The organism is Mycobacterium sp. IS-2888 (assembly GCF_001954215.1).
In the GTDB taxonomy this organism is placed as follows: Bacteria; Actinomycetota; Actinomycetes; order Mycobacteriales; family Mycobacteriaceae; genus Mycobacterium.
This window is the reverse complement of sequence record NZ_MBET01000101.1, coordinates 69,583-95,282: the sequence shown is the minus strand read 5'-3', so window position 1 is coordinate 95,282 and position 25,700 is coordinate 69,583. Positions and strand designations below refer to the sequence as shown.

The following is a 25,700-nucleotide window of genomic DNA, read 5'->3' as shown; positions in this document are numbered from 1 at the left end:
AGGAGCGGACATGAACAAAGAAGACATGATCCTGATCAGCGTGGACGACCACACCGTCGAGCCGCCGGACATGTTCAAGAACCATCTGGCGAAGAAGTACGCCGACGACGCGCCGCGCCTGGTGCACAACCCCGACGGCTCGGACATGTGGAAGTTCCGCGACACGGTCATCCCGAACGTCGCACTCAACGCGGTCGCCGGCCGGCCCAAGGAGGAGTACGGCATCGAGCCGACGGGTCTGGATGAGATCCGGCCGGGTTGCTACAACGTCGACGAGCGCGTCAAGGACATGAACGCCGGCGGCATCCTGGCCTCGATCTGCTTCCCGTCCTTCCCGGGCTTCGCCGGGCGCCTGTTCGTCACCGAGGACCCGGAATTCTCGACCGCGCTGGTGCAGGCCTACAACGACTGGCACATCGACGAATGGTGCGGGGCGTACCCGGCGCGGTTCATCCCGATGGCGATCCCGGTGATCTGGGATGCCGAGGCGTGCGCCGCCGAGGTTCGCCGAGTCGCAAAGAAGGGTGTCCACGCGCTGACGTTCACCGAGAACCCGGCCGCGATGGGCTACCCCAGCTTCCACGACGAGTACTGGAACCCGCTGTGGAAAGCGTTGTGCGACACCAACACCGTGATGAACATCCACATCGGGTCCTCGGGCCGGCTCGCCATCACCGCGCCCGATGCCCCGATGGACGTGATGATCACCCTGCAGCCGATGAACATCGTGCAAGCCGCCGCGGACCTGCTGTGGTCGCGGCCGATCAAGGAGTACCCGGACCTCAAGATCGCGCTGTCCGAGGGCGGCACCGGCTGGATTCCCTACTTCCTGGAGCGTGCCGACCGGACCTACGAGATGCACTCCGCCTGGACGCACCAGAACTTCGGTGACAAGCTGCCGTCGGACGTGTTCCGCGACCACTTCCTGACCTGCTTCATCAGCGACAAGGTCGGCGTGGCACTGCGCAACATGATCGGCATCGACAACATCTGCTGGGAGGCTGACTACCCGCACAGCGACTCGATGTGGCCGGGTGCGCCGGAAGAGCTGTGGGACGTGCTGTCCATCAACAACGTGCCGGACGACGAGATCAAGAAGATGACCCATGAGAATGCCATGCGGTGGTACTCGTTCGACCCGTTCACCCACATCACGCCGGAGCAGGCGACCGTCGGAGCGCTGCGCAAGGCCGCCGAGGGGCACGACGTGTCGATAAAGGCGAAGGGTCACGAAAAGGACGGCCGCGGCGGCTCGTCCTTCGCGGATTTCACGGCCAACGCGAAAGCCCTTTCCGGCAACACGGACTGATGCGCCGCCGGAATGCTGAGTGCGCCGGTGCATTTCGATCAGAGGAGATTTGGCCGTGCCCGGCGATGGAATGAATTTCGAGCTGACCGATGACCAGGAGCTGATCCGCCGGTCGGTCGCCGAGTTGGCGCGGAAGTTCGACGACCAGTACTGGATGGAAAAAGACCAGGCGCACGAGTTTCCGACCGAGTTCTATGACGCCATCGCTCAGGGCGGCTGGCTGGGTATGACGATTCCGACCGATTACGGCGGCCATGGCCTCGGCATCACTGAGGCCACCCTGCTGCTCGAGGAAGTCGCCAAATCCGGCGGCGGCATGAACGCGGCCAGCTCGATCCACCTGTCGATCTTCGGAATGCAACCCGTGGTCGTGCATGGTTCCGAGGAACTCAAAGCGCGGACATTGCCGCCCGTCGCGACCGGCGAAGTACACGTCTGCTTCGGGGTGACCGAACCCGGTGCCGGACTGGACACGTCGCGCATCACCACGTTCGCCAAGCGCGACGGGGATCGCTATATCGTCAACGGCCGCAAGGTCTGGATCTCCAAAGCCATGGAGTCCGACAAGATCCTGCTGTTGACGCGGACCCAAAGCTACGACGAGGTCGCCAAGAAGACCGACGGGATGACGCTCTTTCTCACCGACCTCGATCGCAGCAAGGTCGACGTCCGCCCGATCCGAAAGATGGGCCGCAACGCGGTCAGCTCCAACGAGCTGTTCATCGACAATCTCGAAGTGCCGGTCGAGGATCGAGTCGGCGAGGAGGGCAAGGGATTTCAGTACATCCTCGACGGCCTGAATCCCGAACGAATGCTGATCGCCGCCGAGGCGCTCGGCATCGGCAGGGTCGCGCTCGAAAAGGCGGTGAAGTACGCCAACGAGCGCGAGGTCTTCGGCCGCCTGATCGGTATGAACCAGGGCATCCAGTTCCCGCTGGCCGACTCCCTGGCCCGGCTGGATGCCGCGGAGCTGATGCTGCGCAAGGCCACCTGGCTGTACGACAACGGCAAACCCTGTGGGCGCGAAGCGAATACCGCCAAGTACCTGTGCGCCGATGCCGGCTTCGCCGCGGCGGACCGGGCGTTGCAAACGCACGGCGGCATGGGGTATTCGGAGGAATACCACGTGGCGCGTTACTTCCGTGAGGCCCGGCTGATGAAGATCGCGCCGATCAGCCAGGAGATGATTCTGAACTTCCTGGGAGCCCACACGCTGAAACTGCCGCGCAGCTACTGATGACCGTCCGCCGCCGATGACCGACCCCGTGCTGCTGTCCGATGACCGCGACGGGGTACGCACCCTGACCCTCAACCGCCCGCACCGCAAAAACGCCATCACCCCGCAGCTGTGGATCGCGTTGCGAGACGCCCTCGATGGCGCCGGTGGTGACCGCAGCGTGCGCGCCCTGGTCATCACCGGCGCCGGCGGCAGCTTTTGCTCCGGCGCCGACATTTCGGTCCGCGACGACGTCCATCCGAGAGACAAACTGCAGCGCCTGACCGACGTGGCGCTCGCGTTGCATGAGCTCCCGATCCCGACGGTCGCCAAGGTCGACGGGGTAGCGGTCGGTGCCGGATGGAACCTGGCACTGGGTTGCGATCTCGTGGTCGCGACGCCGGAATCGAAGTTCTGCCAGATCTTTTCCAAGCGGGGCCTGTCGATCGACCTCGGCGGCTCCTGGCTGTTACCGAAATTGGTTGGCCTGCAACAGGCTAAGCGGCTCGCGCTGCTCGCCGAAACCATCGACGCAGCAGAAGCTCACGCTTTGGGTCTGCTGACCTGGGTGGTGCCCGCCGGCGAGATCGACGCCTTCGTCGCCGATCTCGCCGGCCGACTAGCCGCCGGCCCGCCGGTCGCGCTCGCGCAGACGAAGGCGCTGCTGAACGAGGGTGCGGACCGCACCCTGCGTGACGCGCTGGCCAACGAGGCTCGCGCGCAGGCAGTCAATTTCGCGACGACGGATGCCGCGGCCGCCTATGCCGCTTTCGCTGAGCGCCGAGAGCCGTCGTTTACTGGTCGGTGGGCGCTGTCAAAATCTGACGATGAACAACGGAGTGAACATGCGTGAGACGGTGATCGTCGAGGCGGTACGCACTGCAGTCGGGAAGCGCAACGGCGGGTTGTCCGGCATGCATGCCGCCGACCTGTCCGCGGTCGTCCTGAACGAACTGCTGGACCGCGCCGGCGTCGGCCCGGAGATCGTCGATGACGTGATCTGGGGCTGTGTTTCGCAGGTGGGCGATCAGTCCAGCAACATCGGGCGCTACGCGGTGCTGGCGGCCGGCTGGCCCGAGAGCATCCCCGGGACGACGGTCAACCGCGCGTGTGGTTCCAGCCAGCAGGCCCTCGACTTCGCGGTGCAGGCCGTCATGTCGGGCCAGCAGGACGTCGTGGTGGCCGGCGGCGTCGAGGTGATGAGCCGCGTCCCGCTCGGCGCGGCGAGGGCAACCGGGATGCCATACGGCCCGAAAGTCCTTGCCCGCTATGACGATTTCTCCTTCAATCAGGGTCTGTCGGCGGAGATGATCGCCAAGAAGTGGGGCTTCTCCCGCAACCAGCTCGACGAGTACTCCGTGCAATCCCACGAACGCGCCGCCGCTGCCCAGGACGGCGGGGCCTTCACCGAGCAGATCGTCCCGGTCTTCACCGAGGGCGAGGAGGGCACGGTCGTCGTCGCCGACGAGGGGGTGCGGCGGGGGACCACCGCGGAGAAACTCGCCGCGCTCAAGCCCGCGTTCGTCGACGACGGCGTTATCCACGCGGGCAATTCGTCGCAGATCTCCGACGGCGCGGCCGCACTGTTGGTGACGACGGCGGAGATGGCGGTTTCGCTGGGGCTGACGCCGCTCGTCCGCTACCGCGCCGGCGCGGTCACCGGAGCCGATCCGGTGCTGATGCTCACCGGCCCGATTCCGGCGACCGAGAAGGTGCTGAAAAAGGCCGGCGTCGCGCTGTCCGAAGTGGGCGCGTTCGAGGTGAACGAGGCCTTCGCGCCGGTGCCGCTGGCGTGGATCGCCGAGACCGGTGCCGACCCGCGCGCGGTCAATCCGCTGGGCGGCGCCATCGCGCTGGGCCACCCGCTGGGCGCGTCCGGCGCGGTACTGATGACTCGCATGGCTCACCACATGCGCGATAACGGCATTCGTTTCGGGCTCCAGACCATGTGCGAGGGCGGTGGCACGGCCAACGCCACCTTGGTCGAACTCGTGCGCTAGCGGCGGCCTCGCCCCGTACGACGGCGCTGGCCGGTTCCTGTTTGTGGGTTGAGACCCTTGTCACAGCGGGCAAACCAACCTACTGTGTGTTCAGTAGGTTGGCGACTGATCGATGCAAGGAGTCCGGTGCCCGTCGCACGGCGATACGACACGCTTCTCGCCAAAGGCGAGGACCGCAAGCAGCGAATTCTCGACGTCGCGCAGCGCCTGCTCACGCGCAATGGCTGGCGCAACACCACACTTGCCCAGATCGCCGGCGAGGCCGGGGTCACGCCGGCGGGGTTGCTGCACCACTTCGAATCCAAGGAGCAGCTGCTCCACGCCGTGCTCGACGCGCGTGACCTGGACGACGACACCCACGCCGACCGGGCCGGCGATCTCCTCGTCGAGATCGCCCGCGTCGCCGATCGCTTCAACCGGGCGCCCGAAATGCTGGGCACCTTCACCGTGCTGCTGGTCGAAAACATCCTTCCCGACGCCCCGCTGCACGACCGCATGCTGGCCAGGCAGCGGGAAGCGACCGACATCGTCGCCGAGCTGATCCGGATTGGTCAGGCCGACGGCCGGTATCGCGCCGATATAGACCCCGCCATCAAGGCAGTGGAAATTCTCGCCTTCGTCCACGGAATGGAAACACTATGGTTGCTCAACCCTTCGATACCGCTGACCGAGGTGTTCAAGGAATACGCGGAGTCGCTGGCGCGGGACTTCGCGCCGTCGACGAGGACTTGAGGTACCGGCTCGACGTAGTCGCCGCCGACGTCGTCGACGTCGTGCGATTCGCTGGTGGGTGGCTCTTCGACCGGGCGATGGCGGGATGGGACGTCACCGTGCTGATCGCCGACCGGCCCGACGACCGGCCGCTGCAGATCCTCGGTGTGCAGATACTTGATCTCGAAGATGCGCTGGCCTCGATGGAAACCCGACCACGGCCCCAGGCATTGGCGGCCGGGGCGGACCTCTTCGGATGCGACTCGCGGGTCCGCCAAGGCGTGCTGCAGGCCCTCGATCACGGCGTCACGGAGGTCACGCTGTGGGGAGAGACGTGGCCGGCCGAGGTCGATGGCAGCGTCGGCCTGGTGCAACACCGGTTGAGCACGGCCGCGCAGATATTCAAGGCGCGGGCGTTGGCCGCCGCCGCGATGCCGCACGACGCGATCGATCACGTCGAAACCTTCCGCAGCGGTCTGCTGGCCTGCCCCTCGGTCGCCGCCGATCTCGTGCCCGCCGGCTAGCTCGGGTCCGTATTCCGGGAGCCTCCGTCGTTTGACGACGGCCAAGCGGTGTGGAAATGTAATACTCATCTCTGAGAGGCTCATTCTCACTGTTGAGATTCGAACGGAGCGACACGGTGAACGACGACTTCACCAAGATGGACTTCTTCCGCGGCAGGGAGCTCATCGCGGACCCGTATCCCTACTACGAGGCTCTCCGGCAGCAATGCCCGGTCACCCGGGAAGAGCACCACGGCGTCACCATGGTGACCGGCTGGGAAGAAGCCTGCGCCGTGCTGAACGACGCCGAGACCTGGTCCTCCTGCATCTCGGTGACCGGCCCGTTTCCCGGCTTCCCCGTGCCGCTCGAGGGTGACGACGTGACCGAGTTGATCGAGCAGCACCGCGACGAGCTGCCGTTCAGCGACCAGCTGCCCACGCTGGATCCGCCGACCCACACCAACCACCGCTCCTTGCTGATGCGGCTGATCACCCCGAAGCGCCTCAAGGAGAACGAGGACGCGATGTGGGCGCTCGCCGACCATGCTCTCGACGATTTCCTGGCACCCGGCCGCGGCGAATGGATCAAGGGCTTCGCGGGCCCCTTTACGCTCCTCGTCATCGCCGACCTGCTGGGCGTGCCCCTGGAAGACCGTGACAAGTTCGTCAAGGGCATCGCGGAGCACGCGGGAGGCGGCATTGGAGGTACGGGCAAGGAGTCGCTGTCACACAGTCCGCTGGAATTCCTTTACGGCCTTTTCTCCGACTACGTCCGGGACCGGCGCCGCGAGCCCCGCGACGACGTGCTGACCGGCCTGGCGACCGCCACCTACCCCGACGGCTCGATACCCGAGATCGAGGACGTGGCCCGCGTTGCCAGCAATGTTTTCTCGGCCGGCCAGGAGACCACCGTGCGCCTGCTCGGTGCCGCGGTGCAGACACTCGGGGAGCGTCCCGACATCCAGGCGCAGTTGCGCAAGGACCGCAGCCTGATTCCCAACTTCATCGAAGAGGCGCTGCGCATCGAGAGCCCGGTCAAGGGGGACTTCCGGATGAACCGGGTGCCCGTCAATGTCGGTGGGGTCGACCTGCCCGCGGGCACCACGGTGATGGTGGTGCAGGCGGCCGCCAACCGAGACCCGCGCCGGTTCGAAGACCCTACGACATTCGATCCCGGCCGCAAGAATGCTCGCCAGCACATCGCCTTCGGACGGGGGATCCACAGCTGCCCCGGCGCACCGCTGGCGCGAGCCGAAACCCGGGTGGCGATCGAGCGGCTGCTCGACCGCACGTCCGACATCAGGATCGACGAGCGCCATCATGGTCCGGCGAATGACCGTCGCTATCAATATGTTCCGACGTACATCCTGCGCGGCCTGACCGAGCTACACCTGGAGTTCTCGCCGGCATGAAAGTCACAGTGGACGACCAGCGCTGCCGTGGTCATGGTGTCTGCACGACGCTGTGTCCGGAAGTGTTCTCCCTGACCGACGATGGTTACGCGGAGGCGATAGCAGCCGAGGTCCCAACGGAATTCGAGGCGGCCACGGAAGAGGCGATCGAGTGCTGCCCGGAACAGGCGATCAGCAAGATTTAGTCACGCACGCGGATAAGGAGATTCAATGGCCAAGGGGCCCAAGGGTTATGTCATCCTCACCGAGGCCATCAAGGACCCGGAAGGCATGAAGGCCTACGGCAAAGCGGCTGGGGCGGCGATGGGCGGCGTCAACATCCTCGCGGTGGACACCGCGCCCAAGGTCATCGAGGGCTCCTGGCATGGTGACCAGACCGTCGTGCTGGAGTTCGAATCGGTCGATGCGGCCCGCGCCTGGTACGAGTCCGAGGCCTACCAAAACGCGGCGAAACTGCGCCAGGCGGCGGCCGACTGCAACGCGGTCATCCTTGCTGGGTTCGGCTAGTCCTCCACGATCGAGATCGCCTGCCTGGGGCACTGACGGACTGCCTCGCGCACGTCCGACTCGATCTCCGGGGTGACTTCTTCCTGCAACACGGTCAGCATGTCGTCGTCGCCGAGGTGAAAGACCTCGGGATTGATGCCCATGCAGACGCCGTTGCTTTCACAAAGCCCCCAGTCGACTTCGATCTTCTTCGTCATTGCGGTCCTCCTTACCGCAGCACCCTGACGGGCACGTTCTGCCACCCCGCGACATTCTGCATGTGGACGCGCTGCAGGCCGTCCCAGTTCACTTCGTAGCGGGGCATGAAATCGAGAAGTTTCTCCAGCGCGATTCTGCTTTCCAGACGGGCCAATGCCGCACCAAGACAACTGTGAATGCCGTACCCGAGACCGAGGTGCTGCGCTTCGGTCTGATCGCGCTCGATGTCGAACGTCTCGGCGTCGGTGAAGGCCTCCGGATCGCGGTTCGCCGCGGCGCCGCACAGGAATACCGGTTTGCCCGCGGGAATCACGCCACCACTGACGTGTGCCTCCTTGAGGGTGTAGCGGACGTTGTATTGGACCGGCCCTTCGTAGCGCAACAGCTCTTCGACCGCGCCCGGGATCTTGTCTCGGTCGTCCTGCAGCTTCTGCCACTGGTCGGGGTGTCGGGCGAAGATCACCGCCGCATTGCCGAGCAACTTGGTGACGGTCTCGGCGCCGGCTCCGCCCAAAAGTGTGGCGAAGCCCGTGATTTCAATATCGTCGAGCTTGCGGGGCTGGCCGTCTTCGCCGGGGATCTCGGCCGCGATCAGCCGGCTGATCATGTCGTCCTGCGGGTCCGCGCGCCGCTCCTGGATGAGGCCGAAGTAGTACATCGCGGTGTCGATGTTCGCCTGCATTCCGGCTTCGCTGATCTCGATCTGTCCCGGCTCGTGATGCAGGCTCGTGTCGATCCAGTGGCGCACCTGCTGGCGGTATTCCTCCGGCACGCCGGCCATCCGGGTGATGACTTCCACCGGGAACGGGCCGGAGAAGTCCTGCACGACGTCGAAGTTGTCGGGATCGACTTCGCCCAGGTATTTCTCGATCACTTCGATGATCGTCTCGCGTTGCGATTGGATGGCTCGCGGCGTGAACGCCTTGTTGAGCAGGCTGCGCATGTGCCGGTGCTCCGGCGGGTCCATGAAGATGATCGACTTCTGCTCGGGAGAGATACCTTTGCGCACCATCCCGAGGTCGCAACCGCGCGCCGAGGAGTAGGTCTCGAAGTCCTTGAACCCGGCCGCCACGTCCTCATGGCGGGTCAGCGCGTAGAAGTCCTCCTTCTCGTCGTAGTAGAGCGGCGCGTCTTCGCGCATCCGCCGATAGATTTCGTACGGATTGTTGAAGAACTCTTCGCAGAACGGGTCGAAGACGACTTTCGGTTTTGTCACTGCATCTCCTCAGCGGCGAGGGTAGGGGCTGGAATCGTTACAGTGGAACGCCTGACTGTAACGTCAACGGTAGCGCTTTCGTGGCGCATCGAAAAGGCCAACATGCGGTCATTTCGGATCTTCGCCGGTGGCCTCGACCAATGCCTCGAGGCCAAGACGATGTTCAGGACCCGGCTGGTGGCGAGCCGGCCGCCCAGCCGGATCGCCTCGGCGAGTAACCCGGTGCGGCCCACGAACAGCGCATTGTTGACGAGCTTCACTTTTGCCCCATTGGCACCGAGCCGCACCATGGGGCCGGCCCATCCGGCCCGCACCGACGAACCCGATTTTCACCGCGGGTGCCCCATCAAGGTCAGCGCGGCGTCGGCGGCGTCGAGCACGGCACCACCGTCGGCCGCGGCCTGGTGGGCAAGATCGACGACGAGGCGGACATCCTTTTGCAGCAGCGTCCCCGCCAAAGGGGCAAGCCTTTCCAGGCCGCCGATCCCACCAAGGGCGTTGAGCGCGAAGCTGTTCCCGCTGCTGCGCGAGACGACTTCGGTGAAACGGTCCGGGGCAACGCCGAGTGCCTGGCCCAGCGAAAGGGCGGTGGCCGCCGTTGCGAGGTTCGCGGTGAAGAGCAGGTTGTTCAGCAGCTTGGTGGTTTGCCCGGAGCCCAGCTCGCCGAGGTGAACCACGGAATCGGCGTAGGTCTCGAAGACCGGACGGCAGCGCTCGACAACGTCGGCGTGGCCCCCGACCATCACGAGTAGGCGGCCTTCGGACGCCGCTCCACCGCCGCCGCTCACCGGTGCATCGATGACCGAAACGCCCTGGGTAGCAGCATTTTTGGCGAGTTTGCGGCAGGTGTCGGGGTGCACGGTGCTGTGCACCGCGATGACGCCGCCGGGTTTCATCGCATGGAGCAGCCCGTGTTGGCCGGTGGTGAGTTCCTCGATGTCGGAGTCGCCGACCACGCACAGGCAGACCAGGTCGCTGGCGGACGCGAGTTCTTCCGGCGATTCGGCGACCTTCGCTGCGGTATCGGCAAACGGCTCGAGCGCCGCGGACCTGCGCGCCCATAGCGTCGTCTCGTAGCCGGCCTCGACGATCCGTCGTGCCATCGGGCCGCCCTGACTGCCCAGCCCGATGAATCCGACTCTCATCCGGCCTCCTCTTCCGCCGAGCGTGACGCCACAGTCACGTTCGAGCCCGAGAGTGACTGTGGCGTCACGCTCGAGGGAGCAGCCGCCACACACTCCTCCGCGAAGGAGAGGACCGCCGCGTGGTAGTCCGGCGCGGTGTAGCCGAGGCTCATGTTGTGTCCCGCGTCGGGTTGACGGTGCACGACGAACCGTGGTGCGCCGGAGAACATCGCGGTGATCTCGGTCAACGCCGAATCGTCGGTCTGCCAAACCCTTTCGTATTCGGCGATGCTGAAGTGCACCGGGACCCGCACTGCGGGAGCGAGGGCCGGGAAGTCTTGGCGGGCCCAGTTGGACACCATCAAGTCTTCATAGGGCGGGGCACCGGGATAAACCGTGGCCCCCGACAGCACCTCGGGCGGATACAGCCGCTCCGGGCTCCACAGCAGCTCGCGCATGCCCGCCGGGCGGCTTTGCCGGGTCGCCGTCTTGAGCAGCTCTCGGGCCGCGGGGTGCCAGTGCCGGCCGGTGCCCGCCAATTCGATGCCGAGCAGATTGGCGCCGCGTTCGTCGGCGGCCATACGCATCGTGAGTTCGCACCCGCCCGAATGTCCCATGACGAAAAGGCCGGCGCCGTGTGCGCTTTGCCCGAGGATGCGATCCACCGCGCCGTAGGCCAGGTTGACCCGCTGCTCCGGTTGGGCCACCGCCTCGGGATAGGGAGCGGAGCTACCGTAACCGGGCCGATCGAGAGCCACCACAGTGAATCCGGCCGCCGTGCCCGTTCGCAGCAACGAAAACGACGGGTGGCCCGGGCAGTCGAAATACAGGGCGGTGGTGCCGCCACCGTGAATGGCCACGATAACGGCCTTGGGCCCCGCGGTGGGTTCGGCGACCAACGCAGACATCGGTACGCCATCGACGATCACCACCCGGGGCCGCGGCGCGCTCATCTGTCCGCCCGCAACAGGAGTACGCCGCTGGGAGTCAGGCCGCCGCTGCTGACCACGCCGACGCGGGCGTCGGGCACCTGTCGGTCGCCGGCCTCGCCGCGCAATTGTGTGACGGCCTCATGCATCAGGCCCATGCCGTGGGTGCGGCCATGCGACAGTTGCCCCCCATGGGTGTTGAGCGGCAGCAGGCCGTCGCGGGCGATGTTCTTGCCGCCATCCAGGAAATCCTTGGCCTCACCGATCCCGCAGAAGCCCAGCGCCTCGATCCAGGACAAACAGTTCATGGTGAACCCGTCGTACAGTTCGGCGACGTCGACGTCGGTGGGTCGCAGCGATGTGCGAGTCCACACGTGTGCCGCCTGGCCCAGCACCTGCGGCTCGTGCGTCAAAGTGCTTTGGTCCCAGTCGATTCGCTCGATGATCTGGGTGCCCACCGCCTCCACCAGGACGGGCGGCTTGGGCAGGTCGCGCGCCGGGTCGATGGCGGAGACGATCACGGCGATCGAAGCGTCGCAGGGCACGTCGCAGTCGTACAGGCCGAACGGCGTGGTGATGGGCCGCGCGTGCAGGTAGTCGTCCATCGTCATCGGGGTGCGATAGATCGCCGACGGATTGAGCTCGGCGTTGGCTCGCTGGTTCAACGCGATCCAGCCCAGCGTCTCTTTCGTTGTGCCGTAACGGTGAAAGTGCCGCTGGGCGTTCATCGCCAATGTGTGGGCCGCCGACGTTGCGCCGAACGGCATCTGCCAGCCCGCCATGCGCCCCATGGACGGGGCGATCTTGCCCTGCTTCATCAGCTCACCGTGGGTGGCTTCCCACAGTGTCCGGAAGCAGAGCACGTGCCGAGCCAAACCGCCTGCGACAGCTAGCATTGCGGCGATCACCGAACCGCCCGGCCCGAACGTTTCCATGGCGCCGTTGTGCCACGTCGGCCGAATTCCCAATGCGGCCTCCAAGGCGGTGACCCCGCCTTCCCCGATGCCGCCGACATTTATCACGCCGGGATACGTTGATAGGCCGTCGATGTCGTTGAACGTCAGCCCGGCATCGGCGATCGCCGCCTCGCAGGCCTGGACCGTCAGCGACAGTGGCGGAACCATCAGCCGTCGGCCGATCGGTGACATGCCGATGCCGGTAAGCGCGACCTTGTCCTCGAATTTCTCCGTCGTCAGCATGGGCCGGACGTATTCACCGAATCGTTCCGGCGCTATCTCGTCGACCGGCAGGGGAGCGGGTTTGGCGTCTTGAGCGGCCGGCCGGAACAGCGGGAACCAGACGTCCTCGACTTGCTCGAAGACAACCTCGACCTGTTGACCGAGTTCCAGCCGATCCGGGTCGCAGTCCACGATGTTGGTGGTCAGACGGACCCGCGGGTCTTCGGCGATCGCCACCTGCGCGATGACATACGGCGCTGGCAGCCCGGGCAGGCTGAACCGTTGGTTGATCGTGAATCCGGCCAGTGTCGCCTTGCCGGAGAGCGCCCGCACGCCGACGTCTTGCGATCGGCAGTAGCGGCATACCGGAGCCGGCGGATGGATCAGCGCCTGGCAGGCCCGGCATTCCTGTAGCCGCAGGGTGCCGTCAGAGCCCGAAGTCCAGAAGAACTCATTTTCTTCGGTGACCAGGGGCAGCGGGCGTCCCGGTGCTGCTGACACGTCACCTCCGGGAAGTCGATCTGCGGGCATGGTAGGCCCGTTATACGAATTGGAGAATTACGTTATCACTGAAGAGCAGGGACGATCTAGGGCCGCGTGCCGACGTCCGGGTCGGCCTCAACTAGGGAGGGTGCCGGCGCGCTGAGCTCATCGAATCGTGCGAGGGCGTCGTCAAGGTGTGCGTCATCGAAGAATTCGCATCGGTTGAGTAAGTCGTCTTCGACTGTGAAGACGTCCGTCATGCGCCACTCGGCGTAGAAGCCCGCTTGTGTCGTCCCCTTCGCCACGTGGGTTACTACCGCGCCGAGGCTAGTCAGCCGATGAACAGCCTCAACGTAGATGGTGATGTCGACCGAATCGGCAAAGGATGCACGGAGGTATTCGATTAGGTCACCGGGCGTCATCGTCGGCCCACCGCGGCGGTCGATGTCCTTGAAATCCGGTGCTATGGCTGGGATTTCACCGCGGTTGAGCGTGACAATCACTTGTGTGATGGCCGACCATACGCGCGAGTGGGCTGCCGCTTCGCCGGCGACATACCGGGCATCGAGTTCTGCAACCGCAGCGTTGATGTCATCGAGGTCGAACGTCACGCTGTAGTGCAGTAGGCCGGCCTCGGTGACTTCCGTGATTTGTAAGAGCTCGACGGCGACCGGTCGATCCGCGTGATCGGTATCGCGATAACACACGCGGATGAGCGACAGGCGAGAACCCCTCGTGGCGATGGGCTCCACTTCCAGCCGAAAGCCGCTGGGTGCCGTCTCGAACATGGCTTGCACGGCTATCCTCTGCTGTGCTTTACCTTCGAATTCATCGCGCAGGCCCTTCCGCCGGTCCTGGTATTGAATGTCCGCGGTGCAGAGGGCAAGGAAACCATTTATGTCGCGGCGCTTGAACGCGTCAGCCATGCCTTCCCAGATCCGGGTGGCGGCGTTGTCAAGCAGCGGCGGCCGGTTGAGCTCGTCGAACCTCATGAGGGCAGAGTCGAGGTCTGCCTCGTCGAATACCTCGCAGCGGTTGATCCGGTCGCCGTCGACAATCAGAAGTAAGATCGGCCGCCACTCGGCGTCGAAGCCTTCTGGCGAGGTCCCATACGCCGTATAGGTGGCGACCGCTCCGAAACGGCTGAGGCGATGCACCGCCTCGATGTGGATGCTGAAGTCTGGCGTGACCTCCCAAACCTGCAGGGCTGCTTGTGAATCGGCCTCGATTAGGGGGAGCGGCCTGTGGTCGACGGTGATGTAGTCCGCCGCGGTGATTTCGTGCCGGTTGAACGCGGCGCATTCGTCTGCGAGTACCGACCAGGCGTGCGAGTGGGCCGCGGCCTCGCCGGCGAGGTAGCGAGCGTCGAGTTCCTCGAAGGCAGCGTCGATGTCATCGCCGTCGAATATCGCGCTGGCGGTGAGCCGGTTGTCGCCACCGACCTCAACTACGCTTAGCATTTCGGCGCTCGTCTCCCCGGGTTCGAAGCCGTGGACCGAGGACTGGATACGAATGAGTGCCAGGCGCCTGCCGCGAGTAGCGACGACGGTCGACGTAATGCCCTCGAACCCGACCTCGGCGACTGCTTGCATGTTTGTGACATGGTCATCGCGCCCGCACAGTACATCGGCGCTCACAACCCGACGGTGATCATGAGTGACGATGTCGTCCGCCATCGTCTCGGCCATTTCGGCCCAGTCTCGAGCTGCGAAGCAGCTCCACAAGCGTTCTACCGCTTGGCTTGCCGCGTTCTCCAGTCCCCGCACTCGCGGATGCAGTTCGTCAAACCGTGCGAGCGCGGCGTCGAGGTCTGCCTCGTCGAAGACTTCTAAGCGGTTGACCAGGTCGCCGTCAACGATCAGGACGTCGATGGATCGCCACTCGGCCTCGAGTCCCTCTTGGGAGGTCCCGTTCGATACCCGCGTGACGACCGCTCCGAACTTGTTCAACCGGTGCACGTTTTCGATGCGGTTGCAGATGTCTCGCTCTAGCTCCCATGCGGCGCCAATGAATGCAGTGAGGTCACCGGGCGCGACCGATACCCCTCGGCGCTGGTCGATGAAGTCCGGCCTCGGCGGGAGCTCACGCCGATTAAGCATGGCGTACGAACGCGTGACAACGGACCATGTGTGCGCGTAGGGACCCGCTTCGCCGGCGAGGTACCGAGCCTCGAGTTCATCAAAGGCGGCGCCGATGTCTTCGGTGTCGAACATGACGTGCGCCGCGATCCGATCGTCGGTGTCGAGCTCGACGACACAGAGCATTTCGACGCGGAAATCTCCATGCGCGAATTTGCGGTTCGGCGCAGAGATACGGGTCAGGCCCAGGCGCTCCCCGCGGATCGCAATGACCATCGAAGTTACGTCTGTTAAGGCATCAGCAAGAGCTCGAATATTCGCTATCACGGTGTCGCGACCGTCCCAGACGCCGATGTTCACCACGCGACGGCGGTCGTCGACAAAACTGCTGTCGGCCAATATCTGGCTCGCCGCAGCCCAGTTGCGGGTTCGGGTGTGGGCAAAGAAGCGGTCATCTGCCAGGCTTGCCGCGTTTTCGAGGTGTCGCGTCTGCGGGTGCAGTTCGTCGAAGCGTGCGAGCGCGGCGTCGAGGTCTGCCTCGTCGAAGATTTCGCAGCGGTTGATCAAGTCACCTTCGACCGTGAAGATGTCCGCCATGCGCCACTCGCCCTCAAAACCCTCTTGTGAAGTCCCGTTCGACACAAGGGTGACGACCGCTCCGAGGTCGGTCAGCCGATGCACGGCCTCGACGTAGACGTTGTACGCGCCATCGTTTAATGCCGCATGCATGTATGTCTTCAGGTCACCGGATCCGATCGCGGCAAGAGACCGATGGTCGATGTCGACAAAGTTCGCTGTCGTCGCGAAGATTTCGCGTCTATTCAGAGCGGCACACGCGTGCATGATGACCGACCACGTGTGCCCGTGCACGGTGGCTTCGCCCGCGAGGTAACGCGCGTCGAGTTCTTTGAAGGCGGAATCAATGTCATCGGGGTCGAACAGCACCACAATCGCGATGCGCTCGTCGGCGTCGGTTCCAACGACGCGGAGTACCGGGTTGAAGAACGCTCCAGGCTGCTGCTGGTCGAGGCCCGAGAACCGGACACGATGTAGCGCGAGGCGCTCCCCGCGGGTAGCGGTGACAGTCGGCGTGACATTCGTGATCCCGAGTTCCGCTGTCACCCGCAGATTTTCCATCTCGGCATCGCGGCCGTGGCGGGTCCCATGGCCCACGAGACGACGGCCGTCCTCGTCGACGATGTCGTGGGCGATTGTTTCCGCCACGGCGGCCCAGTCGCGGGCCATGAAGTGCTTCCACAATCGCGCGTACGTGCGGGTTGCAGCGTTTTTCAGATGGCGCGCCTCCGGACGCAGCTCCTCAAACCGCGCGAGCGCCCTGTCGAGATCGCTCTCTTCGTAGATCTCCAACCGCGGCTCGTCGGGATCGAGTAATAGAGCTCGCGCCCATTGCAATTCGTTCCCTTGCGCGTCGGTACCTTCGATGACGAGGCTGGCGACAACGCCATGGGCACCGAGGGCATGTACTGCCGTCGCGCGATAGCGGGCATCAGATACGAGAGGCCACAACTCCTCAATCGCCCGTCGGAAGTCTCCGTCTGCGAACGGGACTCGTCGATGGTCGGTAAATGCAAGACGTTCGATCATCGGTCCCGGCTCGTGGCGGTTGACCTCGTCGAGGGTGTCCAAGGCGCGCTTCCAAACGCTCGCGTACGGTGCCGCTTCGCCCGCGAGGTACCGCGCGTCCAGTTCCTCGAAGGCAGAATCGATGTCCTCGAGGTCGAACGTGACTATCGCCACGATGCGTTGGTCGGCGTCGACCTCGACGACGCCGAGCCACTCGGCGCCTACTTCACCGGGCATGTCGCGGTTGAAGGCACGCGCGTGGGCGAGGGCTAGGCGCTCTCCGCGGGTCGCGAACGTGCTCAACGATATGGTCCTTGCACCGACCTCCACTGCGGATCGCAGGTCCGCGATGTGCACATCTCGACCACGACGAACTCCTGCGTTCACCACACGACGGCGATCCTCCACGACTATGTCGTCGGCCAGTAGCTCTGCCATGGCAGCCCAGTCTGGGGCCGAGAAACACGCTTGGTATCGCTCGAGCATTCGGCTCGCCACGGTTTCCAGCCGTGAAGCCTGCGGTCGTAGTTCCTCGAATCGGGCGAGCGCGGCGTCGAGGTCTGCCTCGTCGAACAACTCGCAACGGTTAAGGAGATCCCCATCGAACGTAAAAATCCCGATCTCTCGCCATTCGGCCTGGAAGCCCTGTTGCGAGGTGCCGTGCGATGCCATGGCGACGACTGCTCCGAGCTCACCCAGGCGATGCACGACCGTGATGTAGGAATTGAAATCCGGCTCGTTGTCGAACAAGTCGCGGATGTAGGCGATCATCTCGCCGCTCGCGAATGCTGCTCCGCGCCGGTGGTCGATGTCGATCCAGTCCGGCGCCAGCTCGGGTAGTTCGTGTCTGTTGATCGCGGCAAAAGCCCCCGCGATGACCGACCACGTATGCGCGTGGGGGGCGGCTTCTCCGGCGAGGTACCGCGTGTCCAATTCCTTGAACGCAGCATCGATGTCGTCGAGGTCGAACGCACTGCGCGCTGCGATGCGCTTATCGGCGGTGATCTCTACAAGGTTGAGAAATTCGATGTTGAATGCGCCCGGTTGCTGCTCTTCGCCGGAGATACAGGTGCGGCAGAGGACAAGGCGTTCGCCTCGAGTCGCGATGACCGTCGCCGTACTGCGCGTGGCCCCAATCTCGGCGAACGCCTGCATGTTTGCGATTTCGACATCACGACCGCGCCTGATCTCGGCGTTCACGACTCGTCGGTGGTCGTCGACAGACGTATCGGCGGTCAGTAGCTCCGCCATGGCGGCCCAATCGCGCGCGGCGAAGTACTTCCGAAACCGCCCGTACGCTTCGCTGGCCGCGTTTTCGAGCCGAGGTGTGCGCCGACTGAGCTGTTCGAACTTCGCGATCGCGGCGTCGAGGTCCGCCTCGTCGAACAACTCGCCGCGGCTGAGGAGGCCGCCATCGACCGTCAAGATGGCTATGTCCCGCCACTCCGCGTCGAAGCCGTCCACCGTTACGCCTTGCGCCACCTCTGTGACCACCGCTCCTAAGCTGCTCAGCCGGTGCACAACCTCGACGTGAATCGTGGCTTCCGGCGCGGTGTCCCATGCTGCACGGATGTACGCGGTCAACTCACCGGGCGCGAACGCTCCCCCTCGCCGGTGGTCCATGGTGACCCCGTCGGGTGTCGCCGCGGGCATCTCGTGCCGGTTGAGCGCGGCGTAGCTACCTGTGATGACTGACCATGTGTGCGCGTGGGGTGCGGCTTCGCCGGCGAGGTACCGAGCGTCGAGCTCAGCCATGGCGGCGTCGAAGTCGTCGAGGTCGAACGTGACGTAGCCGACTATCCGGCTGTCGGTGTCGATCTCGACGATGCTGAGCACCTCCCCGAGGAACGCCTCGGGTCCCTGATCGCGGAGCGAGTACCGGCCACAGAAGAGGACGAGGCGCTCGCCGCGGGTCGCCATGACTGTCGAGGCCGCGTTCGCGATTCCGAGGCTTGCGATTGCCTGCGCGTCAGCGATCGCGGCGAATCGACCGTGTCGGACTCCCGCGCCCACCACCCGACGCCGATCGTCAGCGCAAAAGTCCTCGGCCAGTATTTCCGCCATGGCGTCCGACTCGCCTGCCGTCAGGGCCGTCAATAATCGCTCGGTCACTTGGCTCGCAGCGTTTTCCAGCCGCTGCGCCGACCGGCTTAGCTGTTCGAACCTGGAGACCGCGGCATCGAGGTCCATCTCGTCGAATAGCTCGCTGCGGCTGACCATTTCACCGTCGACCAATAGGACTACGACACCGCGCCACTCGGCATTGAAGCCCTCTCGCGAAGTTTCGTGCGCGGCGTAGCTGACGACGGCTCCGTCGCCGTTTAGACGATGCACAGTCTCGACATAGCACGTGATGTCTTGGTCAGAGTCCAACCCGGCCTTTATATATGCGACTAGACCGTCGGGACCCATCGCGATCTCCCGGCGGTGGTCGACGTTGACCCAGTCCGGCGTCGTTGGTGGCTGCTCGTGTCGATTGATTGCTGCGTAGCTCGATGCGATCACCGACCATGTCTGCGCATGCGGTGCCGCCTCGCCGGCGATGTACCGTGCGTCGAGTTCGGCGATTGCGGCGTCGAAGTCGTCGGGGTCGAATATGACGCGTCCCACGACCCGTTCGTCGGAGTCGATTTCGACCACGTCGAGGAGATCGCTTCGGAACGCATCGGGACCGCGGGATCCCGCCGAGGCCCGGCCGCGAGTCAAGACGAGGCGTTCTCCACGAGTCGCAAGGATCTCTGATGCAAGGTGTACAGTCCCGACCTCGGCGATCGCTGCAATTTCTGCGACGACGGCGTCCTGGCCGTGTCGGCGGCCGGCATTGACCACCCGACGACGATCCTCCGTGGAAACGTCTTCGGCCAGTATTTGTGTTATTGCGTCCCAGTCGCGCGCTGCGAAGTGCGCCAGGATGCGCTCGTACACCCGCGCGGCCGTATTTTCCAGCCGACGCGTCTGCGGGCGCAGTTCATCAAACCTGGCGATCGCGGCGTCGAGGTCGTCCTGGTCGAATACTTCGCAGCGGCTGAGCATGTCGCCTTCCACCGTTACAACGGTGATCACGCGCCACTCGGCGTCGAAGCCCTCTCGTGAGGTCTCATGCGACGCGTTGGTGATGACCGCTCCGAAATCATTCAGCCGCTGCACAGCCTCGATGGAGTGGCTGAGATCAGTAGTGAGGTTCCACACGGCATCGAGAAGTGCTGGCATTTCACCGGACGCAAACGATGTTCCGCGGCGGTGGTCGATGTTCACCCAACCGGGTGTTGTTGGCGGCATCTCGCGCCGGTTAAGCGCTTCGTAGGCTTGCATGATCACAGACCATGTGCGCGAGTGGGCAGCCGCTTCGCCGGCAATGTAGCGGGCGTCGAGTTCGGCGATTGCGGTCTCGAAGTTGTCAAGATCGAACACGACAACTGCGGCGATTCGCTCTTCGACATCGATCTCGATGATGGAGAAGGAATCGTTTTCAATTGCCTCGGGGTCGCGGCCCGAGACGCGAACACGTGTGAGTGCGAGGCGGCTGCCGCGGGTTGCCAGGACGCCCACCATGGTCATCGTGAAGCCGACATCGGCGGTCGCCTGCGCATCTTTGATGTTGGCATCTCGACCATGGATGATCCCGGCGTTCACCACTCGTCGGCGATCGTCGACCGAGACGTTTTCCGCCGTTATTTGAGCCACGGCGTGCCAGTCGCCGGCCGCAACGTATGAATAAAGGCGCTCGAATACCCGGCTTGCGTCGTTCTCTAGTTTTGATGCGGGCCGGTTGAGCTCTTCGAACCGCGCAAGCGCGGCATCGAGTTCGTCGTCATCGAACAGCTCGCAGCGGTTGACCATGTCACCTTCGACCGTCGAAATGGCGATCTCCCGCCACTCAGCGTGGAAGCCCTCGTGCGAAAGGCCATGCGCCGCATAGGTGCAAACCGCTCCGAGATCGCTCAACCGGTGTACAACCTCGACATAGGTTCGGATGGTCTGATCGAGGTCCCACCCGGCACGGATGTACTCGGTCATCTCGCCGGGCGCGAACGCCTTCGCCCGGCGGTGGTCGATAGTGACGCAGTCAGGCGTCATCGCGGGCAGCTTGTGCTGCCTGGCGGCGTCGTAGGCGTGCGCGATGACTGACCATGTGTGGGAATGGGCGGCCGCCTCGCCGACGAGGTACCGCGCGTCGAGCTCGGCGATGGCGGCGTCGAAGTCGTCGAGGTCAAACGCGGGCATGGCCGCGATCCGCTCGTCGGTGTCGATTTCGACTATTTGTAGGAAATCGACGTGGAACCCCTCTGACTCCTGGCCGGTTCGCGAGTAGCGGGCACGAGTGAGGGCGAGGCGCGCTCCACGGGTCGCAACGGTGTCGGAGCTCGCGTCCGTCACCTCGATGTCGGCGGCCGACCGGAAGTCTTCGATCGCCGCATCGGGGCCGCGTCGGATCCCGGAGCCTACGACCGAACGGCGATCGTCGCCGTAGTAGTCGTCGGTGAGGAGCTCGGTTATCGCGTCCCAGTCGCGGGCCGCGAAATACGCATGCAGGCGCTCATACGCCCGCGTCGCGGCATTCTCGAGCGGCGCTCGAGGATGTAGCTCTTCGAGTCGGGCGTGCAAGGCGTCGAGTTCGGCCATCGCCGCGTCGATGTCTTCGACGTCGAACCACACCTGCAACGCGACTTGACCGTCTTCGTTGATGGCGTAGAGCTGAAGAAGTTCGTCCTGCGGCGCTCCGGGACTCGCGTCGGGACTGCTCGTAATTAATCGAGAGAGAGCCAGCCGCTCGCCTCGCGCGGCGACCATGACATGGTTGATCCGTACGGTGCCCGCCTCAAGTTCCCGCCTCAACCCCCCTCGCACCGCGTCTGATAGCAGAGTTAGACCGACGATCTTCCGACGACTCTCGACGACGAGGTCTGGTGCGAATAGCCGCTCGACCTCGTCCCATGCTTCGCGATGAATCGCGGCCATCACATGTTCGCCCACTCGGACGGCCGCGGTATCGAGCTCGACCGCCGGCGTTTCAGGCGGTGTCGCTGCAGGGTGCGGGACCCGCTCGCCGAGAACCTGGCGCGCCTTCTCGGCAAGTGCCGCAGCGCCTTTCCGTTCGTACAGGTCGACCGACCGCTCGGCCGCCCCTCGCGCCCCGGCGGAGTCGCTGGCGGCGGCCAAAACCGTTGCCAGCGTCAGGCACGCGTCGCCGTGATCGACCAAGGCGTCGGTGCGCTCGGCCAGGCTGACGGCAGCCTCGGCAACCCGCCGCGCCGCATCGTGATCACCAGAGCGCGAAAGCAGAAGCGCCCGAAGCGTGCGCCAGGCGATCGACGCCTTGAGCGCGCTGCCTGCGAGACGCTCACTCTCCGTGCACAATTCGTCGGCCTCATCGTCTCGGTCGAGCGCGAGACAAGCGCGACCCAACAACGCCGCGGTCTCGGCTGTGCAGACGTCGATGCCCATGCGACGAAAGCCGTTGTAGGCCTTACGCAGATGGAACTCCGCCGCGCCGGGATCGTCCACGACCAACTCGACGATGCCGGCGAAGTGTTCGACCTCGAGGAGGGCATGGCGCAGGCCGAGCTCGGTGACGGTGCGCCGGGCCGAGTCGATCATCCGCCGGGCCGCCGCGGCGCGGCCGCGGAAGGCTTCCAACACTGCCTGACACCGCGTCGACGTCGCCTCGACCGCCGGCGAGTCCGTCGTGATCCGCAGTAGTCGCACCACGTCAAGGCACCGGCCGCCCGCGCGCGGTACCGGGTTGGGGCCCCACAGCGCCGCGAGCGGCGCGTTCGCCAACACGTTGTTCACCCGGCGATGCTCCTGCGCTCGTCGCGCCGCGGTCAGAGCGTCGTCCAGCGCTACTTCGCAGTCGCCGATTCGCCCGAGGCGGGCGAGACACCCCGCCCGAACCGTGTGTGCCGTGGCTTCCCCTGCGGCATCGTCCAATTCGGCTAGCTTGGTGGCGGCGTCGCCCAACGCGGCTTCGACCTCGTCCAGTCGTTCGGGATGGGTCAGCATCGACAGCTGGCCGTCAAAGCATGTCGCCCATGCCGCCAGCCGGGCCGAATCGACTGTCGCTCCTTGCAATTGAGAGACCGCACCGGCCGCCGAAGCCACATCGCCGGCCGCCAGCAGGGCCTCGCAGCGCGCGATCAGTAGCTCGGCGGTCTGGTCGTCGCGGTCGGGCAGCTCGTCGTCGATCTCCTCCAGCGCGTGCAGGGCCCGATCGTAAAGTTCGGCCGCTCCTTCGTAGGCGAGCCGAGTCATCGCCTGATCCGCTGCACGCCGGCAGTACTCGACGGCCTTGGCCGCGTTGCCCGCCCAGGCACATTCGAAGTAGTGGTGAGCCAGTTCGGCCAGCCGCTCCTCGTCGGCGCCGGGCTGACTCTCGAGCGTCGTAGCGATGCGTTGGTGCAGCCGCATGCGTCGCACCGACGGCAATTCGGCGAGCAGCGATTGTCGAACGATGGCGTGGTTGAACCGGTAGCGGCCGCCGTGCTCTTCGATGACGATGCCGGCCTTGCACGCCTCGTCCAACGCGTCGACGAGGTCGTCGCCGACCACGCTTTCGACCAAGTCCAACGCGAACCGACTGCCGACGACCGCGGCTGCGGCAAGGGCCTTGTTCGTCTCCGGTGCAAGCCGCGACAGCCGGCGACTCACGGCCTCGCGCACCCCTTGCGGCAGGGTGCTCTGGTCCCACCGGCCACCACTCTCGTCGACGTGACGCAATGCCTCGATGAGGAAGAAGGGGTTGCCGCCCGTGACCGAAGCCAATGCCCGGGCCAGCTCTTCGTCGTCGTAGCCGGCCTCGGCGACGTACGCGCTCACGTCGTCCTCGTCGAGGCCGCCGAGCTGAAGCCGGTCCGCGGTACCGTCGCGGTGCAGGTCGGCGAGCATCGCCGCCAGGGGATGGGAACGGTCGAGGTCGGTGCTGCGATACGTGCCGACGATCTGCACGCGGGCGTGCTCGCCGAAACGCAGGAGATGGCGTAGCAGGAGCAAGGTGGGCTTGGCTGCCCAATGAAGGTCATCGAGGATCAGGATGATCGGCGCGCCGGCCGACGCAATTCCCAGCAGGCCCACCACGGCGTCGAAAAGTGCGTAGCGCTCGGTGTCCGGATCCGCGCGGGTGGGCATGGCCAGGTCGGGCAGGACATCGGACAGACCGGGAACCAGTGCGAGCAATGCCTCCACCCCGCGCAGCCCCCGAAGTCCACCGCTGCCGAGGCATGGCACCAGGGAACGCAGCGCCTCGGCGAACGGCTGGTACGGCGCACCCAGGTCCTCGTCGCACCGGCCGTAAATCACCAGGGCGCCTTGGTCATAGGCCTGGCGCGACCATTCGCCGGCCAGACGCGTCTTACCGACGCCGGGTTCGCCGGCGATCAGTACCGCGTTCGTGCCACCGGCAAGCGCGGCCTGCCAGGCGGTAAAAAGTCGCTCCAATTCGCGTCCGCGTCCGACGAACGGCCCCGGGCCGGCGAGCACTGCGGGCAGGCTTGGGCGCTTGACGGGCACATTGGTGGGGACCGACGAACGTTGATTCTCAGCGGTTTCCAGCCGAAGCTCGAAGACGTGCTCCGGACGAGCGAGGTTGCGTAGCTCGCGCATCCCGAGATCGGCGAGCACAACGTCATCGGCCAGTGAGTCGATGACGAGTTCGGCGGTCGCACCCGAGCACAGGATCTGGCCACCCACGGCCAGCGAACGCAGCCGCGCCGCGCGGTTGACTGCCCTACCGAAGTAGTCGCCGTCGCGAAGCTCGGCCTCCCCGGTGTGCAACGCCACGCGGATTCGCATCGGCTCCCGCAAAACCCACGGCTCCTGCACGATCGCTTCTTGCAGCTCGATTGCGGCCGAGGCTGCGGCTGACGGCCGCTCGAAGACGGAGAAGGTCGCATCGCCCTCGCCGCGCGTCTTGATCAGCCGGCCTCCGCGCGACGTGACCACCTGTTCGACGAGTTCGTCGTGCCTTGCCAGCGCGACGGCCATCGCGTCGGCCTCCGCCTCCCAGGCCGCCGTCGACCCCTCGATGTCGGTCAGCAGGAACGTCACGGCGCGCGTTATCACCGAAGGTTGTTGTGCCGCGGGGATTTCCAGCGAAGTGTCCTGCGCGACGATCGCGGCTTCGAGTCGGCGCAAGTCCGGCCCCGGATCGACCCCCAGTTCGTCGGCGAGCAGGGCCCGAGCCCGCTGATAGGCGCCCAGGGCTTCGCCTTGCCTACCTGCCCGGTACAGGGCGAGCATCAGTTGGCCCCAACGCCTCTCGCGCAGGGGCGCATCGGCAACCGCGGCCTCGAGTTCGCCGACGATCTCCGCGGCGCGCCCCGTCGCGAGCAGCGCGTCGGCTCGATCCTCCACGAGCGCCGCGTGGCCCTCGATCCACCGCGTCTTCTCGGACGTTCCGCGCCTGCCATCGGGCAGTTCGGGGATGCCGCGCCAGAGAGCGAGCGCCTCCTCGAAGTGGGCCGCCGCTTGGCTGATGTCGCCGGCGGCAGCGGCATCGCGCCCTAGTCGGGCGGCCGCTTTGTAGCGCGAGACGTCAACCTCGCTCTCGGCGAGGATCCACCCCGCGCCCTGGGTCAAGATGAAGCCGTCGCCCAGGGTGCGACGGAGCGAGGAGATGTGCGTCTGTAGGGCCTTGGCCGCGGTGCGAGGCGGATCCTCGCCCCAGAGCAGCTCGACGAGGGTGTCGGCCGAGACAACGGAAGCGCTGTGCAACCCGAGCATCGTGAGGATGGCACGAGGTTTGGCGCCCGGGATAACGACGGGCGCTCCGTCGTGCCGGACCTGGAGAGGTCCCAAAACCCCCAGTTCCACCCATGGAAGCGTACTCACATTGCCCATGGTCGGTGGGGCGATTCAATGCATGGTCAAGATCGAGTAAAGACGCCGCGCGCCGCTGGCTAGCTAACTGTGGCAAAGCGGCCTAGAGCGGCACCCAGACTCCGCCTACGACAATGCCCCAACGGTGGAAGCCGTTACTCCAAACCGGGTCCGTTTTCGCCCATGCCGGCGTTGGCGGAGGCGGCGGTACGTCCGGCGGCGCATACGCTGGCGCGTAGGGCGGCGGAGGTCTGTACCAGTCGGGCACGGGCGGTGGCGCCTTGCATTCGTTTGTCGTGGGATTCCACGACATGTTGGGGCCGCATTCCGCCGAGCTGACCCCCGGCCGCGCGACCGACCCCGCCATTGATACGAACACGACCGCGACAACGGCGGCCAGACGACCGAACCACTTCATGGTGGGCCTCCCAGGGCAAC

General features: G+C 65.3%; 16 protein-coding genes. 9 read left to right on the top strand and 7 right to left on the bottom strand.

Annotated elements, in window-relative coordinates; translation table 11 throughout:
* Window positions 1-10 precede the first annotated feature (10 nt).
* The 9 genes from A5745_RS20795 (at window position 11) to A5745_RS20755 (ending at window position 7,658) form a co-directional block, all read left to right on the top strand.
* A complete protein-coding gene (locus A5745_RS20795; protein ID WP_076118568.1) occupies window positions 11-1,309 on the top strand; it encodes an amidohydrolase family protein in 1,299 nt (432 codons plus the stop codon).
* Window positions 1,310-1,379: 70 nt separating this feature from the next.
* Window positions 1,380-2,546, top strand: a complete 1,167-nt coding sequence (locus A5745_RS20790; protein ID WP_076118566.1) for an acyl-CoA dehydrogenase family protein — start codon at window positions 1,380-1,382, stop codon at window positions 2,544-2,546.
* 16 nt (window positions 2,547-2,562) lie between these two features.
* Window positions 2,563-3,378: an enoyl-CoA hydratase/isomerase family protein gene (locus tag A5745_RS20785; protein WP_076118564.1), complete on the top strand. Its 816-nt coding sequence runs from the start codon at window positions 2,563-2,565 to the stop codon at window positions 3,376-3,378.
* Window positions 3,371-4,525 carry a thiolase family protein gene (locus tag A5745_RS20780; RefSeq protein ID WP_076118650.1) on the top strand — a complete coding sequence of 385 codons (1,155 nt, stop codon included), beginning with the start codon at window positions 3,371-3,373 and terminating at the stop codon, window positions 4,523-4,525. Before A5745_RS20785 ends, A5745_RS20780 begins: the two co-directional genes overlap by 8 nt.
* 126 nt (window positions 4,526-4,651) lie before the next feature.
* On the top strand, window positions 4,652-5,257 hold the full coding sequence (locus A5745_RS20775) for a TetR/AcrR family transcriptional regulator (protein ID WP_076058992.1): 606 nt from the start codon (window positions 4,652-4,654) through the stop codon (window positions 5,255-5,257).
* The gene (locus tag A5745_RS20770; RefSeq protein ID WP_076058993.1) at window positions 5,254-5,760 is read left to right on the top strand and encodes a hypothetical protein; all 507 of its coding nucleotides are present in this window, start codon (window positions 5,254-5,256) and stop codon (window positions 5,758-5,760) included. The genes A5745_RS20775 and A5745_RS20770 overlap by 4 nt, the downstream gene beginning before the upstream one ends.
* A gap of 137 nt (window positions 5,761-5,897) precedes the next feature.
* Complete coding sequence (locus A5745_RS20765) at window positions 5,898-7,151, top strand: cytochrome P450 (protein WP_076059149.1); 1,254 nt, start codon at window positions 5,898-5,900, stop codon at window positions 7,149-7,151.
* Window positions 7,148-7,336: a ferredoxin gene (locus A5745_RS20760; protein ID WP_076058995.1), complete on the top strand. Its 189-nt coding sequence runs from the start codon at window positions 7,148-7,150 to the stop codon at window positions 7,334-7,336. Before A5745_RS20765 ends, A5745_RS20760 begins: the two co-directional genes overlap by 4 nt.
* 25 nt (window positions 7,337-7,361) lie before the next feature.
* A complete protein-coding gene (locus A5745_RS20755; RefSeq protein ID WP_076058997.1) occupies window positions 7,362-7,658 on the top strand; it encodes a DUF1330 domain-containing protein in 297 nt (98 codons plus the stop codon).
* Here A5745_RS20755 and A5745_RS20750 read toward each other — a convergent pair.
* The 7 genes from A5745_RS20750 to A5745_RS20720 all read right to left on the bottom strand — a co-directional run bounded on the left by A5745_RS20750 (window position 7,655) and on the right by A5745_RS20720 (window position 25,256).
* Window positions 7,655-7,855, bottom strand: coding sequence for a ferredoxin (locus A5745_RS20750; protein WP_076118562.1), 201 nt, complete (start codon window positions 7,853-7,855; stop codon window positions 7,655-7,657). The genes A5745_RS20755 and A5745_RS20750 overlap by 4 nt on opposite strands.
* A gap of 11 nt (window positions 7,856-7,866) precedes the next feature.
* A complete protein-coding gene (locus tag A5745_RS20745; protein WP_076118560.1) occupies window positions 7,867-9,072 on the bottom strand; it encodes a cytochrome P450 in 1,206 nt (401 codons plus the stop codon).
* Window positions 9,069-9,332: a hypothetical protein gene (locus A5745_RS20740; RefSeq protein WP_076059002.1), complete on the bottom strand. Its 264-nt coding sequence runs from the start codon at window positions 9,330-9,332 to the stop codon at window positions 9,069-9,071. The genes A5745_RS20745 and A5745_RS20740 overlap by 4 nt, the downstream gene beginning before the upstream one ends.
* Window positions 9,333-9,401: 69 nt before the next feature.
* Window positions 9,402-10,217: an NAD(P)-dependent oxidoreductase gene (locus A5745_RS20735; protein ID WP_076118556.1), complete on the bottom strand. Its 816-nt coding sequence runs from the start codon at window positions 10,215-10,217 to the stop codon at window positions 9,402-9,404.
* Window positions 10,214-11,149: an alpha/beta hydrolase gene (locus tag A5745_RS20730; protein ID WP_076059006.1), complete on the bottom strand. Its 936-nt coding sequence runs from the start codon at window positions 11,147-11,149 to the stop codon at window positions 10,214-10,216. Before A5745_RS20730 ends, A5745_RS20735 begins: the two co-directional genes overlap by 4 nt.
* Window positions 11,146-12,834 carry an OB-fold domain-containing protein gene (locus A5745_RS20725; RefSeq protein ID WP_170874431.1) on the bottom strand — a complete coding sequence of 563 codons (1,689 nt, stop codon included), beginning with the start codon at window positions 12,832-12,834 and terminating at the stop codon, window positions 11,146-11,148. The genes A5745_RS20730 and A5745_RS20725 overlap by 4 nt, the downstream gene beginning before the upstream one ends.
* Window positions 12,835-12,890: 56 nt before the next feature.
* On the bottom strand, window positions 12,891-25,256 hold the full coding sequence (locus A5745_RS20720) for a BTAD domain-containing putative transcriptional regulator (RefSeq protein ID WP_254848631.1): 12,366 nt from the start codon (window positions 25,254-25,256) through the stop codon (window positions 12,891-12,893).
* Window positions 25,257-25,700: the final 444 nt, after the last annotated feature.

Bases quoted from the DNA above. Each gene is read 5' to 3' on its own strand.
- A5745_RS20795 (WP_076118568.1), top strand. From the start codon at position 11: ATGAACAAAGAAGACATGATCCTGATCAGCGTGGACGACCACACCGTC.
- A5745_RS20790 (WP_076118566.1), top strand. From the start codon at position 1,380: ATGAATTTCGAGCTGACCGATGACCAGGAGCTGATCCGCCGGTCGGTC.
- A5745_RS20785 (WP_076118564.1), top strand. From the start codon at position 2,563: ATGACCGACCCCGTGCTGCTGTCCGATGACCGCGACGGGGTACGCACC.
- A5745_RS20780 (WP_076118650.1), top strand. From the start codon at position 3,371: ATGCGTGAGACGGTGATCGTCGAGGCGGTACGCACTGCAGTCGGGAAG.
- A5745_RS20765 (WP_076059149.1), top strand. From the start codon at position 5,898: ATGGACTTCTTCCGCGGCAGGGAGCTCATCGCGGACCCGTATCCCTAC.
- A5745_RS20760 (WP_076058995.1), top strand. From the start codon at position 7,148: ATGAAAGTCACAGTGGACGACCAGCGCTGCCGTGGTCATGGTGTCTGC.
- A5745_RS20755 (WP_076058997.1), top strand. From the start codon at position 7,362: ATGGCCAAGGGGCCCAAGGGTTATGTCATCCTCACCGAGGCCATCAAG.
- A5745_RS20750 (WP_076118562.1), bottom strand. From the start codon at position 7,855: ATGACGAAGAAGATCGAAGTCGACTGGGGGCTTTGTGAAAGCAACGGC.
- A5745_RS20735 (WP_076118556.1), bottom strand. From the start codon at position 10,217: ATGAGAGTCGGATTCATCGGGCTGGGCAGTCAGGGCGGCCCGATGGCA.
- A5745_RS20730 (WP_076059006.1), bottom strand. From the start codon at position 11,149: ATGAGCGCGCCGCGGCCCCGGGTGGTGATCGTCGATGGCGTACCGATG.
- A5745_RS20725 (WP_170874431.1), bottom strand. From the start codon at position 12,834: ATGCCCGCAGATCGACTTCCCGGAGGTGACGTGTCAGCAGCACCGGGA.